Origin of the sequence: Sphingoaurantiacus capsulatus, from assembly GCF_042648405.1 — a bacterium.
Classification (GTDB): Bacteria; Pseudomonadota; Alphaproteobacteria; order Sphingomonadales; family Sphingomonadaceae; genus Sphingoaurantiacus; species Sphingoaurantiacus capsulatus.
Genome location: NZ_JBHRXV010000003.1, coordinates 86,796 through 102,994, shown reverse-complemented (window position 1 = coordinate 102,994; position 16,199 = coordinate 86,796). Strand labels below are relative to the sequence as shown.

At 67.1% G+C, this 16,199-nt stretch carries 13 protein-coding genes; 6 read left to right on the top strand and 7 right to left on the bottom strand.

Features of this window, described 5'->3' with window-relative positions:
* The first annotated feature begins 45 nt into the window (after positions 1-45).
* The 4 genes from ACFOMD_RS03800 to ACFOMD_RS03785 all read left to right on the top strand — a co-directional run bounded on the left by ACFOMD_RS03800 (position 46) and on the right by ACFOMD_RS03785 (position 6,447).
* Positions 46-1,440, top strand: coding sequence for a Mur ligase family protein (locus ACFOMD_RS03800; protein WP_380857080.1), 1,395 nt, complete (start codon positions 46-48; stop codon positions 1,438-1,440).
* A complete protein-coding gene (locus ACFOMD_RS03795) occupies positions 1,437-3,485 on the top strand; it encodes a TonB-dependent receptor (protein WP_380857077.1) in 2,049 nt (682 codons plus the stop codon). Before ACFOMD_RS03800 ends, ACFOMD_RS03795 begins: the two co-directional genes overlap by 4 nt.
* Before the next feature lie 161 nt (positions 3,486-3,646).
* On the top strand, positions 3,647-4,264 hold the full coding sequence (locus tag ACFOMD_RS03790; RefSeq protein ID WP_380857074.1) for a class I SAM-dependent methyltransferase: 618 nt from the start codon (positions 3,647-3,649) through the stop codon (positions 4,262-4,264).
* 107 nt (positions 4,265-4,371) lie between these two features.
* A complete protein-coding gene (locus tag ACFOMD_RS03785; protein ID WP_380857071.1) occupies positions 4,372-6,447 on the top strand; it encodes a catalase in 2,076 nt (691 codons plus the stop codon).
* An 836-nt stretch (positions 6,448-7,283) separates the two neighbouring features.
* Here ACFOMD_RS03785 and ACFOMD_RS03780 read toward each other — a convergent pair.
* Positions 7,284-8,006 carry a Crp/Fnr family transcriptional regulator gene (locus ACFOMD_RS03780; protein WP_380857068.1) on the bottom strand — a complete coding sequence of 241 codons (723 nt, stop codon included), beginning with the start codon at positions 8,004-8,006 and terminating at the stop codon, positions 7,284-7,286.
* Between the two features lie 174 nt (positions 8,007-8,180).
* Here ACFOMD_RS03780 and ACFOMD_RS03775 point away from each other — a divergent pair, with 174 nt between their 5' ends.
* Complete coding sequence (locus ACFOMD_RS03775) at positions 8,181-8,459, top strand: hypothetical protein (protein ID WP_380857065.1); 279 nt, start codon at positions 8,181-8,183, stop codon at positions 8,457-8,459.
* Positions 8,460-8,575: 116 nt separating this feature from the next.
* Positions 8,576-8,749 carry a hypothetical protein gene (locus ACFOMD_RS03770; protein WP_380857062.1) on the top strand — a complete coding sequence of 58 codons (174 nt, stop codon included), beginning with the start codon at positions 8,576-8,578 and terminating at the stop codon, positions 8,747-8,749.
* A 32-nt stretch (positions 8,750-8,781) separates the two neighbouring features.
* On the opposite strand, the gene ACFOMD_RS03765 is transcribed toward ACFOMD_RS03770, so the two are convergent.
* The 6 genes from ACFOMD_RS03765 to ACFOMD_RS03740 form a co-directional block, all read right to left on the bottom strand.
* The gene (locus ACFOMD_RS03765; RefSeq protein WP_380857059.1) at positions 8,782-10,110 is read right to left on the bottom strand and encodes an HlyD family type I secretion periplasmic adaptor subunit; all 1,329 of its coding nucleotides are present in this window, start codon (positions 10,108-10,110) and stop codon (positions 8,782-8,784) included.
* Positions 10,107-11,918 (bottom strand): type I secretion system permease/ATPase, encoded by a 1,812-nt coding sequence (locus ACFOMD_RS03760; RefSeq protein WP_380857056.1) that lies wholly within the window; start codon positions 11,916-11,918, stop codon positions 10,107-10,109. The genes ACFOMD_RS03765 and ACFOMD_RS03760 overlap by 4 nt, the downstream gene beginning before the upstream one ends.
* Positions 11,919-11,929: 11 nt before the next feature.
* Complete coding sequence (locus ACFOMD_RS03755) at positions 11,930-12,901, bottom strand: hypothetical protein (protein ID WP_380857053.1); 972 nt, start codon at positions 12,899-12,901, stop codon at positions 11,930-11,932.
* Between the two features lie 57 nt (positions 12,902-12,958).
* On the bottom strand, positions 12,959-13,240 hold the full coding sequence (locus ACFOMD_RS03750) for a hypothetical protein (RefSeq protein ID WP_380857050.1): 282 nt from the start codon (positions 13,238-13,240) through the stop codon (positions 12,959-12,961).
* A 306-nt stretch (positions 13,241-13,546) separates the two neighbouring features.
* The gene (locus ACFOMD_RS03745; protein ID WP_380857047.1) at positions 13,547-14,488 is read right to left on the bottom strand and encodes a helix-turn-helix domain-containing protein; all 942 of its coding nucleotides are present in this window, start codon (positions 14,486-14,488) and stop codon (positions 13,547-13,549) included.
* A gap of 57 nt (positions 14,489-14,545) precedes the next feature.
* Positions 14,546-16,072, bottom strand: a complete 1,527-nt coding sequence (locus ACFOMD_RS03740) for a TolC family outer membrane protein (protein ID WP_380857044.1) — start codon at positions 16,070-16,072, stop codon at positions 14,546-14,548.
* Positions 16,073-16,199: the final 127 nt, after the last annotated feature.

Sequence of the window (16,199 nt, the reverse complement as noted above, 5' to 3'; positions counted from 1 at the left end):
TGCGCTCCGGTTGCTTGGGGCCTGTTCGCTCCCTAGGGTCGCGCCATGATTCAGGGCAAAGAGTTTTTCTTCTGCGGGGTCGGCGGCAGCGGCATGGCACCGCTGGCGATGATCGTCACTGCGCGCGGCGGCAAGGTCGAAGGCTCCGACCGCGCCTATGACCAGGGCCGCACGCCCGGCAAGTTCGACTTCCTGAAATCGCGCGGCGTCGCGCTGCATGCACAGGACGGTTCGGGCCTGCGCGACGGCCAGACCCTGGTGGTGTCCGCCGCCGTCGAGGAAACGATTCCCGACGTACAGGCCGCCCGCCGCCTTGGACTCCCCATCATCACCCGAGCGCAACTGCTCGCCGAGCTGTTCAACGCCGCCTCGGTGCGCATCGGCATCGGCGGCACCAGCGGCAAGTCGACGATCACCGGCATGACCGGCTGGATATTGGAAACCGCCCGCCGCGCGCCAACGGTGATGAACGGCGCCGACATGAAGAATTTCATGAACGCCGATACGCCCTTCGCCAGCGCGCTGACCGGTGGCGGCGCCGCCTTCGTCAGTGAGATCGACGAGAGCGACGGATCGATCGCGCAGTACGACCCGACCGTTGCGGTGGTCAGCAACATCTCGCTCGACCACAAATCGATGGAGGAACTGCGCCAGCTGTTCGGCGATTTCGTCGCGCGCGCCGACCGCGCCGTGCTCAACCTCGACAATGCGGAGACCGCAGTGATCGCCGCGACGCTGCCGGCGGGCAAGGCGGTCACCTACGCGCTCGATCACGACGCCGATTTCGTCGCTCGCGCCCTCGCGCCGGCCTCCAACGGCATTGCCTTCGAAGTGGTCGAGCGCGCCACCGGCGAGACGGCGCGGGTAACCTTGCGCACGCCGGGGCGGCACAATGTGTCCAACGCGCTCGCCGCCATCGCCGCGGCGCATGCGGCGGGCGTCGACCTCGAACTGGCCGCTCGCGCGCTCGGTGACTTCCGCGGCATCCGCCGCCGGCTCGACGTCGTTGGCACCTCGCGGAAGGGCGTCACCGTCATCGACGACTTCGGCCACAACCCGGACAAGATCGCCGCGACGCTCGACACCCTGCACAGCTTCCCCGGCCGCCTGCTGGTGATGTTCCAGCCGCACGGCTTCGGCCCGCTACGCCTGATGAAGGACGCCTTTATCGAGACTTTCGCGACCAGGCTCGCCCCCGGCGACGTGCTGCTCATGCCCGAGCCCGTCTATTTCGGCGGCACCGTTGACCGCAGCATCGGTTCGGCCGCCATCACCGAGGGCGTCGCCGCCGCCGGCCGCCAGGCGGAAGCGCTGGTCGATCGCCCTGCCTGTGGTGATCGCCTCGTCGAACTCGCCCAGCCCGGCGACCGCATCGCGGTGATGGGCGCGCGCGACGACACGCTGTCGCTGTTCGCCGCCGAACTGCTGCAGCGCCTGTGAAGCGTCTCCTTTTGCTGCTCGCGGTGGCGGCGCCCGCCGTCGCTGAAGAAGCACCTGAAACCATCGTGGTCACCGGCCGCAGCCTGCCTGCGCCCGCCGGCGCTGCCGCTTACGGAACCAGCGTCATCGATCGAGACCGGCTCACCGAAGAGCCGAGCGGCCGCCTCGAAAATGTTCTGCGCGACGTCGCCGGCTTTCAGCAGTTCCGCCGCTCGGACAGCCGCGCCGCCAACCCGACCAGCCAGGGCGCCACCCTGCGCGCGCTCGGCGGCAATGCATCGAGCCGGGCGCTGGTACTGCTCGACGGCGTGCCGCAGCTCGATCCCTTCGCCGGCTGGGTGGCCTGGCCGTCGCTCGCGCCTGAGCGCCTGTCCTCGGCGCGCGTGACGCGTGGCGGCGGCGCGGGCGCATTCGGCGCCGGCGCGGTGGCGGGCACCATCGAACTGTTCAGCGCCGATGCCGACGAGCTGAAGCCCTTCGCCAGCCTTGCCTACGGCAGCCGCGAGTCCGTTTCGGCCGGGGCCGGCGGCGGCGCGCGCCTCGGCGACGGCTTCGCCACGGCGACCGCGCGCTTCGATCGCGGCGACGGCTATTTCCTTGTCCCCGAAGGCCAGCGCGGCGCCGTCGACGTGCCGGCGAAATATCAGTCGTGGAGCGTGGCGCTGCGCGGCGTCACCGCCGTCGGCGATGCGACGGAGTTGCAGGCCAGCGCGCAGGCGTTCGACGACGATCGCCGCCGCGGCCAAGTCGGCGCCGACTCCAACAGCCGCGGCGCCGACGCCAGCCTGCGCCTGATCGGCCGCGGCGCGTTGCCGTTCGAGGCGCTCGCCTATGTGCAGGCGCGCCGCTTCGCCTCGGGCTTCACCTCGGTCGTCGCCAGCCGCGCCTCGGCGACGCCGTCGCTCGACCAGTACAACACGCCGGCGACCGGCCTTGGCGGCAAGATCGAGCTGCGGCCCGCGGTGGGCGAGGGGCACCAGCTCCAGATCGGCGCCGACATTCGCACCAGTGACGGCCGCACCCGCGAGCGCTTCCGCTTTCAGACCGGCCGCTTCACCCGCCTGCGCGAAGCGGGCGGCGAGACGCTGACCGCCGGGCTGTACATCGAGGATAGCTGGACGCTGTCCGACACCGTCACCTTGACCGGCGGCACGCGGCTCGACCGCTGGGAAATCTCGAACGGCTTCCTCGACGAGTTCGACAGCGACACCGGCGCACAAACCTTGAGCGAGCCTGTCGCCGACCGCAGCGGCTGGCGCCCCACCGCCCGCGCCGGCGCGCTCTTCCGCCCGACCGGCGCCATCGAGCTGCGCACCGCCGCCTACGCCGGCTTCCGCCTGCCGACCTTGAACGAACTCTACCGCCCGTTCCGCGTCGGCGCCGACGCGACCGCCGCCAACCCCGGCCTTGCGCTGGAGAAGCTACGCGGCATCGAGGCGGGCATCGACTATCGCCCGCTCAACACCGTCGGCCTGTCGCTCACCGCCTATTGGAACGAGCTGGAGGACGCGATCTCCAACGTCAGCCTCGGGCAGGGGCCGGGCACTTTCCCGCAGGTCGGTTTCGTGGCGGCCGGCGGCACCTTCCGCCAGCGCCAGAATGTCGACGCCATCCGCGTGCGGGGTTTCGAGGCGACCGGCAACCTCGCCTATGGCGACTGGCGCCTGACCGGCAGCTACGCCTTCGCCGATGCCCGCGTCCGCGCTTCGGGCACCGCCGCGGCGCTCGACGGCCAGCGTCCGGCGCAAACGCCGAAGCATCAGTTCAGCGGCACCGTCGGCTGGACGCGCGGCGTACTCGCAGCGGAGGCCACCGGCCGGTACGCGGGACGCCAGGCCGAGGACGATCTCGGCCTGCGCCGCCTGCCCGACGCCTTCACCGTCGATGCCGGTGCGAGCGTGCGGCTGACCCCCGCGCTCGCGGTCGAAGTTCGTGCCGAAAACCTGTTCGACGAACAGGTCGTCGCCGGCATCTCCGGCACCGGCCTGCTCGACCTCGGCACCCCGCGCACCCTCTGGGTCGGCCTGCGCTTCGGCGGCCGGTAGCAGTCCCCCACACACGATCCCGTCGTGCCGGCGAAAGCCGGTATCCAGACCGACGCTCGACTGGATACCGGCTTTCGCCGGTATGACGGGAAAGGTTGGAATGGCGGCGAGTTGCTGGCTCCTCCCGTTTGCGCGACAGTCGCGCAAAAGGGGAGGGCATCATGGGCTTCTACGACCGCCACATCCTGCCGAAGGTGCTTCACCTCGCCTGCGGCATGAAGCCGATCCGCTATCAGCGGCGGAAGGTGGTGCCCGAGGCGTCGGGTCGCGTGCTGGAGATCGGCATCGGTTCGGGGCTGAACCTGCCCTACTATGATCCGGCGAAGGTCGAGAAGCTGTGGGGGCTCGAGCCCGCTGCCGAAATCCGCCAGATGGCCGAGAAGGCCGCTGTCGGCGCACCGTTCCCCATCGAGTTCATCGGCCTGCCCGGCGAGAGCATCCCGCTCGACGATGCCAGCATCGACACCGTCGTCACCACCTACACGCTCTGCACCATCCCGGACGCCGTCGCCACGCTGCGCGAAATGCGCCGGGTGCTGAAGCCCGGCGGCAAGCTGCTGTTCTCCGAACATGGCAAGGCGCCCGACGCCGAGGTGAAGCGCTGGCAGGACCGGCTCGACACCGTCTGGGGCCATATCGCCGGCGGCTGCCACCTCAACCGCGATATCCCGGCGCTGCTGCGCGAAGGCGGCTTCGCGGTCGAGAAGCTCGACACCATGTACATCCCAGGCCCGCGCCCGCTCAGCTTCAACTATTGGGGATCGGCGACTCCCGCCTGACGCTGTCGATACGGCGATCCAGCGGCAATATTTCCGCGCGTGCGCCACCAACCCGACGCCTGACACGTTTGAACCGGCATCCACTTCAGATTGCGGGGAGACGTCGAATGGCGAAGAACTTGAACGCAGACGCCGGCAACGGCGGCGAAACTCACCAGCGCGCGACCGGTGATGGCGCCCTGCTGACCACCAATCACGGCGTTCCCGTCAGCGACAATCAGAACAGCCTCCGCAGCGGCGCACGCGGGCCGACCTTGCTCGAAGACTTCGTGCTGCGGGAGAAAATCTTCCACTTCGACCATGAGCGCATCCCCGAGCGCATCGTCCACGCTCGCGGCAGCGGCGCGCATGGCGTGTTCGAGGCAACTGACGACATCTCCGACCTGTCGAAGGCGGCGGTGTTCAGGAAGGGCGAGAAGACCGAGGTGTTCGTCCGCTTCTCGACCGTCGCGGGCGGCGCCGGCTCGGTCGATACCCCGCGCGACGTGCGCGGCTTCGCGGTCAAATTCTACACGACCGAGGGCAACTGGGACCTCGTCGGCAACAACATCCCAGTGTTCTTCATCCAGGACGCGATGAAATTCCCCGACCTCGTCCATGCCGTGAAGATGGAGGCCGATCGCGGCTATCCGCAGGCCGGCAGCGCGCACGACACCTTCTGGGACTGGGCGAGCCTGATGCCCGAGACGACCCACATGCTGATGTGGGCGATGTCCGACCGCACCCTGCCGCGCTCGCTGCGGATGATGGAGGGCTTCGGCGTCCACACCTTCAAGCTGGTCAATGCCGCCGGGAAGGCGAGCTTCGTCAAATTCCACTGGAAGCCCCGCCTCGGTATCCAGTCGACGATCTGGGACGAGGCGCTGAAGCTCCAGGCTGCCGACAATGACTATCATCGCCGCGACCTGTTCGAAGCGATCGACACCGGCGCTTTCCCCGAATGGGACCTCGGCATCCAGGTATTCGATCAGGCCTTTGCCGACACGCAGCCCTATGACGTGCTCGATGCGACCAAGCTGATCCCCGAGGAGGATGTGCCCGTTCGCCTGATCGGCAAGCTGACGCTCAACCGCAACGTCGATAATTTCTTCGCCGAAACCGAGCAGGTGGCGTTCCTGCCGTCCAACATCCCGCCGGGCATCGACTTCTCGAACGACCCGCTGCTGCAGGGGCGGCTGTTCAGCTACCTCGATACGCAGAACTCGCGGCTGGGCACGACCAACTTCCACCAGATTCCGGTCAATGCGCCACGCTGCCCGTTCGGCAACTTCCAGCGCGACGGCAAGATGCAGACGATGGTGCCGAAGGGCCGCGCCAACTACGAGCCCAACAGCCTCGCGGAGCATGGCGAGGAGGGCGGCCCACGCGAAAGCCTCGAGCGCGGCTTCGCGACGGCCAACGCCGCCACCGGTCCCGACGAGACCGGCGACAAACTGCGCGTCCGTGCCGAGAGTTTCGCCGATCACTACAGCCAGGCGCGGCTGTTCTACCGCTCGCAAGACGCACACGAGCAGGCGCACATCGCCTCGTCGTTCGTGTTCGAGCTGTCGAAGGTCGGGCTGCTCGATCAGGTGCCGCCGCGCATGGTGGCGAACCTGCGCAACGTCGACGAGGATCTGGCGAAGCGGGTCGCCGACGGGCTCGGCATCGATCTGCCGAAGAAGGCGAAGGCGGCGAAGGAGCCGGTCGACCTGGCGCCGTCCGACGCGCTGTCGATCCACAAGAATATGAAGGCGACGCTCGAAGGCCGCGCGGTCGGCATCCTTATCGCCGACGGCACCGACGCGGCAGCACTGAAGTCGGTGGTCGATGCCGTCACCAAGGCGAAGGGCAAGGCGGTGATCGTCGCGCCCAAGGTCGGCGGCGCCAAGCTCTCCGACGGAACGCAGCAGAAGGCCGACGGCCAGCTCGCCGGCACGCCGAGCCAGCTGTTCGACGCGGTGGCGATCATCCTGTCCGATGCGGGGTGCAAGGCGCTGCTCAAGGAGGGCGCGGCGGTCGAGTTTGCGATGAACGCGTTCGGCCACCTGAAGGCGATCGGTGCCAGCGAGGCGGCGAAGCCGCTCCTCGATAAGGCTGGGGTGGAGCCGGATGACGGCGTGACCGGGCTAGGCAAGGACTTCGCCACGGCAGCGGCGAGGCGCTTTTACGACCGCGAGCCGGGCGTGCGGACGCTAGCCTGAGGCCTTTAGCGAGGCAGGGAATACCAAGCACCGAAGCGGCGGGGTTCTCACCCCGTCGCTTTGGCAGCTAAATCGCTGTTTTTATAAGATCGTAGCTCAATGGTGCGCGGCGCAGTCGCGTGCGAACCCGTCTCACCCCAAAATTCCCTGATATGGCGCAAAACAGGGCGGAGATTTTCGCTCGACAGTTCCTTCTTGCGTGTAAGATGCCGAATGCGCCGGGATAATGTCACCACCGGTGCCGGCAGCGACGAAATTGAGCAGGGAATTTCTCTAGAGCCGAACTGGGAACTGGCGAGGAACGAACACGCTAGTGCTGTCGAGCATCAGGGATAGCAGGCGCGATCTGAACTGGACCATGCCATTGCCGCCTCCGGCGACAATCATTGAGAGTAAGCAGTGATTTCGAGGGAAGCGCTTTATCGGTTGGTGTTGTCCGAACCCATGACGACGGTCGCAGATCAGTTCGAGGTTTCGGGCAGCTACATGGCGCGGGTATGCACCGTCCTCAATGTTCCCCTGCCTGAACGGCGGCTATTAGGCAAACTGGCCGTTGGAAAGGCGCCGCCCCAAGAAGCTCTTCCGGTAGCGCGACCTGGCGATCAGCAATATTGGTCCAAAGAAGGGAACTTGCCGCCACCTAGCTTCTCTTCAAGGTGCGACGGCAGCGCGCCATCGGCAAGCCGAGAGTTCATCGATTGAATCTGTTGGGGAATAAGAACAACCCCGAGACAGACGCGGATATCATCCTACCAATGGCATTTATCACGCCCGGGGGGCGCCTCACCGATCATGGTCGGCTGGTTGAAGCACGGCGACGCGCGACGCGCGGAAAGCTATGCTGCCGTCCTGAGGCGCCGGTGAAGATAATTGTCGTCGAACCCTGCGATCTGAACCAACTTGGACGGATCCGTGACGACCAGACTGCCGCGCTTCAGGGTCATCGCCCCCTTCAGCCGCAATTCCTTGAGGACTCGGTTGAGATGCACCGGCGTCATCCCCAGCGCATCGGCGAGCACCAGTTGCGACAGCGGCAGCGCCAGCTGCCGCTCGTCCGCCGCCCCGATGGCGCGGGCGCGGATGTAGAGCTCGCACATCAGATGAGCGACTCGTTCGATACTGGCGCGCCGCCCCATGCTGGTGATCCAGGCGCGCATCGTGCCCTCGTCGATGAGCTGGCCGACGTACATCGCCTTTGCGATGGCGCGATGACCATCCATGATCGCATCCATCTCGGCCCGCGGGATCGTCGCGACGACCGACGGCACCAGCGTCTGGATGCTGTGGTCCATCTCCGCCAGGAGCCCGATGTGGAGATCGCATGAGTCGCCGGGCATCAGGAAGGCCAGCACCTGGCGCGTGCCGTTCGGCAGGATTTTGTACCGGCATGCCCACCCCTCGAGCATCACGAATACCGGTCCCGGCCGATCCCCTTCGCGGATGAGGTCGAACTTGGCGGGATAGTCCCTGGGTTTGGCCGTGGCAGCCTCGAGCACCGCGATATCCGCTTTGCCCAGCGGCGCGTAGCCATTCAACTTACTGATGAATCGGTTCGCCACGGTCCTACCATCCCACGCGGGCGTGCATTTTAACATTGTTCAAAGTTATTATCGAAAGTTGATTTGAGTAATGGCTGCGGTTCGGCGATCGCGCTATTGGCAAGGGATCGTCGGTGACAGTTCGGCTTCCGGCGGCTGAGAGATGCCAAGCGCTCTTGCCGAAATGGAGACGCCATGTCCCGCCATATCAACGACAACGAATCGGCCGCCGCATCCGGAGTGAGCCCGCCTGACGCTCACGGCCAGGCCGCGCTGTTTCTCGTCGAAAGCCTCATCCACGGTTTGGTGGCGCGTTCGGTCCTCAGTGTCGCCGACGCCCTGGAAATCGTCGACATCGCATCGGAGGTGAAGGAGGAGATCGGTCCGGAGCTTGGCGACACGCCGGCCGAGCTCGCGAAGTCCCTTGCCCTCCTCGCGGCGATCGAACGAAGTCTGGCGATCGACCTGGAATGACCGGCGCGGCGTGCTGATCGTCTGCGCGCCTGAATCCCATCGGCAAATATGATCCATGTTGCGCACGGCAGTGAGCAGACTGGTTAGATGGTGCTTCCTCGGGTGGGAGCATTCGAATGATCGAATTTGGCTCGGTAGAATATTTCAGGGCGCGCGAGCAGGAGGAACTGGCGCGCGCCGCGACAGCCCTCAACCCGAAAGTGGCTGCAGTGCATCGCGATATGGCACGACGCTATTCCATCCTCGCCGGTGCTAGCGTGCCAAGCCCGGCTCCGCTCATGTCAGCCTAGCGGCGGCTCGCCGTCGCAGCGAACTCCACCGATCATTCCTCGCGCAGGCTCCGGCTCATGGCGTCGGTGAGCGGCGAGAACAGATAGTCGAAGAGCGTCCGTTCCTTCGTCTTGACGCTGATGCTGGCGGGGATGCCCGGCTGCAGCGTAACGCCTTCGCGACGGGCGCCCGCCGGATCATCCAGCGCGATCTGCGCGCGGAAGTGGGCCGTCGCATCGTCACCGACGCGGTCGGGGGACAGGCTGACGACACGGCCCTTGAACGCGGTCTGGCCGTGCGGATTGACGGTTGAGAAGCGCACGGTCGCTTCCTGGCCGACGCGGACGTCATCGATGTCGTTCGGGCTGATCCGCGCGTTCACGATGAGGTCGCGCCGATCCGGAACGATCTCCATCAGCGTGCTGCCGCTCGTCACCACCATGCCCGGGCCAAGGTCGACCACGCCTGAGACGCGGCCATTGGCCTGCGCGCGAAGGACATGCTGGTCCGAATCATATCGCGTTACCGCGAGATCGGGGCTGACCTGCGCGAGCTGCGAACGAACCTCGGCCAGCTGGCTGACGGTCTCGAGCATCTGCGCGTCGAGGATGCGCCGATGCTCGGCCTGCGCCTGGGCGATGGCGCCGGCGCCCGTCGCGCGTTCCGCTTCGAGCTGGGCTTGCGTTCGTTCGAGCGCTCGTACCGTGGTTTTTCGGGCGAACCCCTTGTCGTACAGCTCGCGGTATCCGGTAAGCTCGTCGTTGATCAGGCTCAGTTGCCGCTCGGTCGCACGCTGCTGCGCGCGCGACGACGCCAGGCGGATTTCGATCATTTGGCGATCGGCGCGCCTGATTTCGGACTCGCGGCGCCACGTCGCCCGTTCGGCGTCGAGGATGGCGCGGAGTTCCGGCCCCGCCTGTCGGGCGAGGAGGTCGGTGGGGAACGAGATGTTCGACGATCCGTCGCGCTGCGCCAGCAGCCGCGCTTCGGTCGCGGCAAGCGCATCGTAACGGGCCTCCGTCTGACGCAGTTTCGCCGACATGCGAACGCCATCCAGCCAGATCAGCGGTTGCCCGGCGCGAACCGTCTGTCCTTCACGGACGAAAACGCGGCTCACCACGCCCGACGTCTGCGGCTGCACCATCAGCTTGTCGCCGCGCTGCGAAACCTCGCCCGACGCGAGCGCGGCGCTCGAGATCGGCGCCACCAGCCCATAGACGACGAAGATCAGCACGAAGGAGAGCACGACGCCGATGCCGAGCCGGTTGATGCGCCGCGAATAGTCGAGCGGCTCGATCTCGAGCTGCCGCATCCGCCGATCAATGTAGCGGCGCGGGGCGGACTGCGTGCCGCCGCGGAACGGGGAGAAATCGATCTTCATGACGCGGGCACCGGTTCGCGCGCGATCGAGCGGACGAGTTCGGTCTTCACCTGGCGGAAGACCTTCTGGCGGGGGCCGTCGAGCTGCAGCTCGCCGGCGGACAGGACGACTACCCGGTCCACCTGCGCGATCGGGTTGAGACGGTGCGCGATCAGCACGATAGTCGTGCCTTCGCGCTTCAGCGTCGCGAGCGCTCCTGCCAGCGCTTCCTCGCCGTCGGCGTCGAGATGCGCGTTGGGCTCGTCGAGCACGAGCAGCCGCGGGTTGCCGAACATCGCGCGGGCGAGGCCGATGCGCTGCTTCTGGCCGCCGGAAAGCCCCTCGCCGCTCGCGTCGACCCGGGTCTCGTAACCATCCGGGAAGGTCATGATCATGTCGTGCACGTTGGCACGTCTCGCGGCTTCGACGACGGCGTCGTCGTTGCCGCTGGTGAAGCGGGCGATGTTCTCCCGGATCGTGCCCGGGAACAAGCCGACCGTTTGCGACAGATAGCCGATGCGCTCCGCTAGATTCGCGTCGGTCCAGTGGCGTCCCTCGACACCGCCGATGGTGAGGCGCCCCTGCGTCGGCATGGTGATGCCGACGAGCATTCGCGCCAGCGAGCTCTTGCCGGCGCCGCTGGGGCCGACGATGCCGATCGCTTCGCCGGCCGCGATCGTGAGATCGATGTCCTTCAACGCCGGCCGGTTCGCACCCGGCGGAACCAAGAACACGCCAGCGGCCTCGATCGCCACGTCGTCGTTCGGAAGGACGACCTGGCCGCGGCGCCGACCCGCCTCGATCAACGCTTTCTGCACGCGTCGCCCCGACGCGATCGCCTGCGCGTTGGCGCGCCAGCCCGTGACGGCGACTTCGAGCGGAGCGAGCGCGCGTCCCAGCAGAAGGTTCGCTGCGAAGATGCTGGCGGGAAGCATGCTGCCTTCGACAACCAGCCAGCCGCCGACGCCGATCATCGCACTTTGAAGCCCCAGCCGGATAAAGCGGACAGCGGCGGAGAAATTGGCCGCGCGGTCGCTGCCTTCGGCCTGGCGGCGCATCATCGTGTCACGATCGACATGCCAGTGCACCGACAGCGCGTCGGTCATTCCCATCGCCCGCACCGAACCGGCGTAGCGCGCCACGGCGTCGGTAAATCGATAGCTGCGGTTACCTGCCTGGGTCGCGATTTCGGCGCTCTCGCGCGTCGCCCTGTCACTCCAGAATGCGAGCGCCAGCAGCAGCAGAGCCCCGCCCAGGCCGACGGCGCCCAGGAGCGGGTGGATTAGGAAGAGCGTGAGCAAAAACAGCGGCATCCACGGCATGTCGAAGAAGAACTGCGCGCCGGGTCCGGCGAGCGCGCCCCGGAACTGGTCGAGATCGCGCAGCATCTGCCCGTTGCGCGCGATGGCGCCGTTGCGCGGCGCCAGATCGATGATTGCCTGGAAGACGCGATGGGCGAGGATGCGATCGAGCCGGGCCGCCGCGCGGATCAGCAAGCGCGCGCGAACCGAATCGAGAACCACCATCGTCAGCAGCGCCAGGCAAAGGCCGATGCTGAGAACGACGAGCGTTGGGATGCTGCCGCTGGGAATGACGCGGTTATAGACCTCGATGAGATAGATCGGCGAGGCGAGAAACAGCAGGTTGACGCCGCCGCTGTAGGCGGCGGCCGCCCAGATCAACCCTTTGCATTGGCGCAGTGCGGACGCGAACTCGTCGCCATGGCCCAGATCGGCCGCGCGGGCGGCGCTGTCGAGCGCGATGACCTCAGCCGAGGCGTCGGTCGCGTCCTGGTGTGTTTTTCGGACATCCGTCGGCGTCTTGTCCATGACAGGGGGGCTCAAATTCCGATGCCGACGGCATCGTCGTGCGCGTCGCTGGTTGCGAGGAGAGCGTCGTCCGAATCTTCGGTGCCAAGCAGAGGCGGTGCGACCGCATCGGCCATCAGGCTGTCCACCATTGACGGCGCCGGATCGGGAGCGGCCTCGACCCCGGCCTGGCGAAGGTCGAACAGATTGTCGACGGTGACCAGGTCGACGAGGGTCGCGATGCCGGCGGCCGGATCCGCGCCGGCGAGATCGGTTCCCACCGCCGCATCGACGGGCGCGGCCGCACTGGCGACCGAATCCACCACCGGCGTGATCACCGCGGTGACGGGCGCCACGACGTCGCCTACCAGCGAGGCGGCAGTGTCGGCGGCGAGAGACGTGGTGGTGCCCACCGCATCGACGACGGTCGGAGGAGCCTGCGCCGCCACGCCGAGCGCGTCGATCGCGAGCGCATCTACCGCAGCAGAGAGCGGCGCCGTAATGCCGATCATGTCGAGCATGGTCGAGGTGGTCAGGGCGTCGGTCGCGGCGCTCATGTCGCCGGAAGACGGCGCCACGCCCGACAGGGCGGCAGGCGCAGTCTCGGCGGCAGCATTTTCGGCTGAAAGCTGGCTCGTTGCCGGGAGGACGCTGAAGGCGACGGAGCTGAGCGAGCCGGCGCCGTCGGCGTTCGGCACCAGCGGCGCGGCCGCTTCGCCGGCGGCGACGCTGCTGGTGGCAGCGGGAGCTTCGACGTCGGCGGGAATCGGGTCGGCGATTTCGATCGTCGCCATATCCGCAGGAGGCGACGGCTCGCTCATGGGGGCCGGTGCTCCACCGGCGCCGTCGCCGGTGTCGACCGGCGGCGCAAGCCCCTCGGAAGCCGGCGCCGGTCGGACCGTGACCGTCGTCACGTCGGCGGGCTGCGCACCGTAGAAACTGAAGTCGTTGGTGGAGAACCCCAGGAGCCGGTTATCGGGATGAAGCAGAATCTCGGCGGCCATGAGGCGGTATCTCCGAAAAAGGAAGGAGCGGGCCCGAAGGCCCGCTCCCGTCGTGGATTACTCCGTGTCGGAGTCGCTCGACGAGCTGAAGCTGTCGCTCATCGAGTTCAGAAGGCCGTCGGTGCTGGTGTCGAGACCGATCGACTGATCGCTCGATTCCGAGCTCGAGTTGCCGTCCTCGTCCTGGCTCTGGCTTTCCTGGCTCGAGTTGGCGTTGAGACCCAGCGCCGAGCTCACGTCACCCGTGAGGCTGCCCTCGTTCGAGTTGGCGTTCGAGCTGTTGCTGTTCTCGCTGTCGTTGTTGCCTTCGCCGCCGAAAATATTGTTCAGACCACCCATGATCGATCTCCTCTATGTTGGTTGAGATTGCCTCTGACTTTCGATCGGACGGGAGGCACGCCGCCCGTTGGATCGCAGCAGAAGAACCAAGAGCGAGGGTGCCGCGTTCCTCCGGGCGCAGTTGTCCAAAACGTGCGAAATTGACCGGTTTCCGCCAAAACGATCTCTCACAAGTCACTGAATATAAATTGATTTTCTTGTTATCTTAGATTAACGTCGTTGGCCGGTCATGACCTTCAGGGATACCGCTTTGGGGGCGGGCGGCACCGTGGAAACCCGGCTTGAACCAGCTTCGACTAACCTGGGTTATTGGTGCCGGGCGACCACCGGGTTGGGCCGGGATCGAAAGCGCGTCGGATCCAGGCCGTGGAGACAGCGGAACGCGCGCGAGAAGTGGCTGCGGCTGGCGAATCCCGACGATGCCGCGATCTCCTTGATCGACATCGCAGTGCTGTCGAGCAGGGCGGCCGCATGGCGGAGCCTGACGCGTTGCACGAACTCCATCGGGCTGCTGCCCATCGCCTCGGCGAACTGCCTCGCGAACGTCGACCGGCTCATACCGGCTAATTTCGCGAGCGAGTCGATGCAGTGTGACTGCCTTGGCCGCGCCAGGATCGCCGCCGTCACCGTCGCCAGTTGCGGATTGAGCGGCGAAAGGAAGCTGACCCCCGATTTCGCGAGATGCGCCGCCATCTGGCGCATGCTGATCACCACACACGCCTTCAGGAGCGTCGTGACGAGGACGGCCGAACCGACCTGGGCCCGACCGATCTCCTTCAGGATCGCCGTCGTGGCGGCAGAGGCGACATGGTCGTCGCGAAGGTCGCTGAGCAGCGGCGCGGCGATGTCGCCAAGCACGATGGGAAGCTCGACGCTGTTGGACACCAGGCGGCCGACCAGCAGACGAAGATCGCCGGCCTGACCACCTGCCGCATCCAGGACGACAAGGCTTCCCAGACGGGTGGCTCCCCTTGTCGCCAGCACGTCCACCGCCGGCTCGGCACTGCCCGAGATACTGGGCCGGAGCCCCGCCGGCACCAGCACCAGCATCCCGGTCTCGGCGACCAGGTCGGGGTGATCGGCAAAGCTGACGTGCATGGTGCCGGCGAGCACGAGATAGCTGGTAAAGGCTTCGACCGGCGCCACGACGAGGCGCGCCCCGTTCTGGATCTCGCAAACCGCGACGTTCTGGATCGAGACGTCGAGCGCGTGATCGAGCGCGTTTATATGGGCCGCCCGGCTGCTCATGGCGCCGCGATCGGCGAGGGGACAGGGCCGAACGCAAGGGAGGCCGCCGCGATCATGCTATCGCCGCGGCGCTTGCGGCATTGCCGCGCTGCCGGGACCATCGCTGATCGGCGGCCGGGAGATCGTCTCCGATTCCGTCGCGGGCAGCCTGCCGGCATCGACTGCCATGACGGCAACCGCAGGGCGGTCGAGCGGGGTCGGGCCGACGGTGCGCGTCGCCGACGGCGCAGCCTTGCGGCTGTCCGCCCAATCCGAAAGCGAACGGCTCGCGCGCTCGTAATTCGGCAACGGATCATACAGCGCGCCACCGTCGAGGCCGAGCAGATCGGCGCCGGCGCGGCCCATGGCGTTGAGCAACGAGAAGCCGGCGACGTAGCGATCTCGTCCGGCGACGATGAGCGCCACCTGGCTCTCCAGCAGCTCCTGCTCGGCATTGAGCACGTCGAGCAGCGTCCGCGTCCCCGCCGCATTCTCCTCGCGCGCGCCGCGCAGCGCGAGCTGGTTGGCGGCGACGGCGACCTCGTTGGAGGTGATGTTGGCAGTTGCGACGCTGAAGTCGGAAAAGGCGGCCCGCACGTCGGCGATGATCGCGCGCTCGACGCCGACCCGCTGTTCTTCCAATTCGCTTTCGAACGCCTGCGCCTGCCGAACGCGCGCCGCCGGGCCGCCGCCCTGATAGAGCGGAATCCTCGCGGCGAGCCCGACGACCGCCGTGGTCTGGACCTGGTCGAGCCCGCGATCCGACGGGATCCCGGCCACCCTGTCGAGCGAGCCGAGATAGTTGACGTAGCTTGCGGTCGCGGAAGTCGACAGCACCGGCCGGCGCAACGCCCGCGCCACCTCCACGTCGAAGCCGGCCGCCCTGACGCTTGCCGACACCGATTCCAGATCGGGCGCGCCCGCGACTGCTATCTCGACGGCGATGTCGGCGGTCGATGGCAGCGTCGGCAACGGCGGCGGGGACTCTAGCTCTACCGGCCAGCTTCCGACGACGCGCCGATACTCCTCGCGGCTGGTCGTCAGGTCACCCTCGGCGGCGGTGAGCTGGCTCCTTGCGGCCGCCAGGCGTGCTTCCGACTGCGCCACGTCGGTACGGGTCAGGTCGCCTCCCCTGAAGCGGGCCTGGCTTGCGTCGAGATTGGCCCTCAGCAGCTCCACATAGCTGCGGCTGAGGTTGGCGAGATAGGCGTCGCGGATGACGTTGAGGTACGCCGCCACGACCTGCGTGAACACATCACCTTCGATCGTCCGCAAGTCGGCTCGGCTGCCGACGACGCGGCTGTCGGCCGCCCGTGTCAGGTTGCGGACGCGACCTCCGGAATAGAGGGGAACCGACAGGTCGGCCGACGCGTCGAGCACCCGGCCGCCGTCGCGAAATCGCCCGATGTCGTCGAAGGTCTGGCTTATCGTGGAGGTGGCGCCGAGCAAGGGGCGGCCGGACGCCTTGGCGATGCCGACATTCTCATCGACCCCGCGCAGCCGCGCCCGCGCGGCCGTGATGTCGGGGTTCGTGGCGTGCGCCGCAGCCAGCGCGTCGCGCAATTCCGCGCTTTCGATGCGAGCAGCGGGAGCACCTAGGATCATGAGAATCACCGCGACCTGTGACGCGCGCCACTGCGTGGCGGGCATTTAGTTCGCCGCCAACAAGGGTGACGGAAAACAGGTCTGCAAACGACGCTCCTTCGCGATGGCGTTGGGCGATAACTTTCCG

Coding starts and splice junctions, on each gene's coding strand:
- ACFOMD_RS03800 (WP_380857080.1), top strand. CDS start 46: ATGATTCAGGGCAAAGAGTTTTTCTTCTGCGGGGTCGGCGGCAGCGGC.
- ACFOMD_RS03790 (WP_380857074.1), top strand. CDS start 3,647: ATGGGCTTCTACGACCGCCACATCCTGCCGAAGGTGCTTCACCTCGCC.
- ACFOMD_RS03785 (WP_380857071.1), top strand. CDS start 4,372: ATGGCGAAGAACTTGAACGCAGACGCCGGCAACGGCGGCGAAACTCAC.
- ACFOMD_RS03775 (WP_380857065.1), top strand. CDS start 8,181: ATGTCCCGCCATATCAACGACAACGAATCGGCCGCCGCATCCGGAGTG.
- ACFOMD_RS03770 (WP_380857062.1), top strand. CDS start 8,576: ATGATCGAATTTGGCTCGGTAGAATATTTCAGGGCGCGCGAGCAGGAG.
- ACFOMD_RS03765 (WP_380857059.1), bottom strand. CDS start 10,110: ATGAAGATCGATTTCTCCCCGTTCCGCGGCGGCACGCAGTCCGCCCCG.
- ACFOMD_RS03760 (WP_380857056.1), bottom strand. CDS start 11,918: ATGGACAAGACGCCGACGGATGTCCGAAAAACACACCAGGACGCGACC.
- ACFOMD_RS03755 (WP_380857053.1), bottom strand. CDS start 12,901: ATGGCCGCCGAGATTCTGCTTCATCCCGATAACCGGCTCCTGGGGTTC.
- ACFOMD_RS03750 (WP_380857050.1), bottom strand. CDS start 13,240: ATGGGTGGTCTGAACAATATTTTCGGCGGCGAAGGCAACAACGACAGC.
- ACFOMD_RS03745 (WP_380857047.1), bottom strand. CDS start 14,488: ATGAGCAGCCGGGCGGCCCATATAAACGCGCTCGATCACGCGCTCGAC.
- ACFOMD_RS03740 (WP_380857044.1), bottom strand. CDS start 16,072: ATGATCCTAGGTGCTCCCGCTGCTCGCATCGAAAGCGCGGAATTGCGC.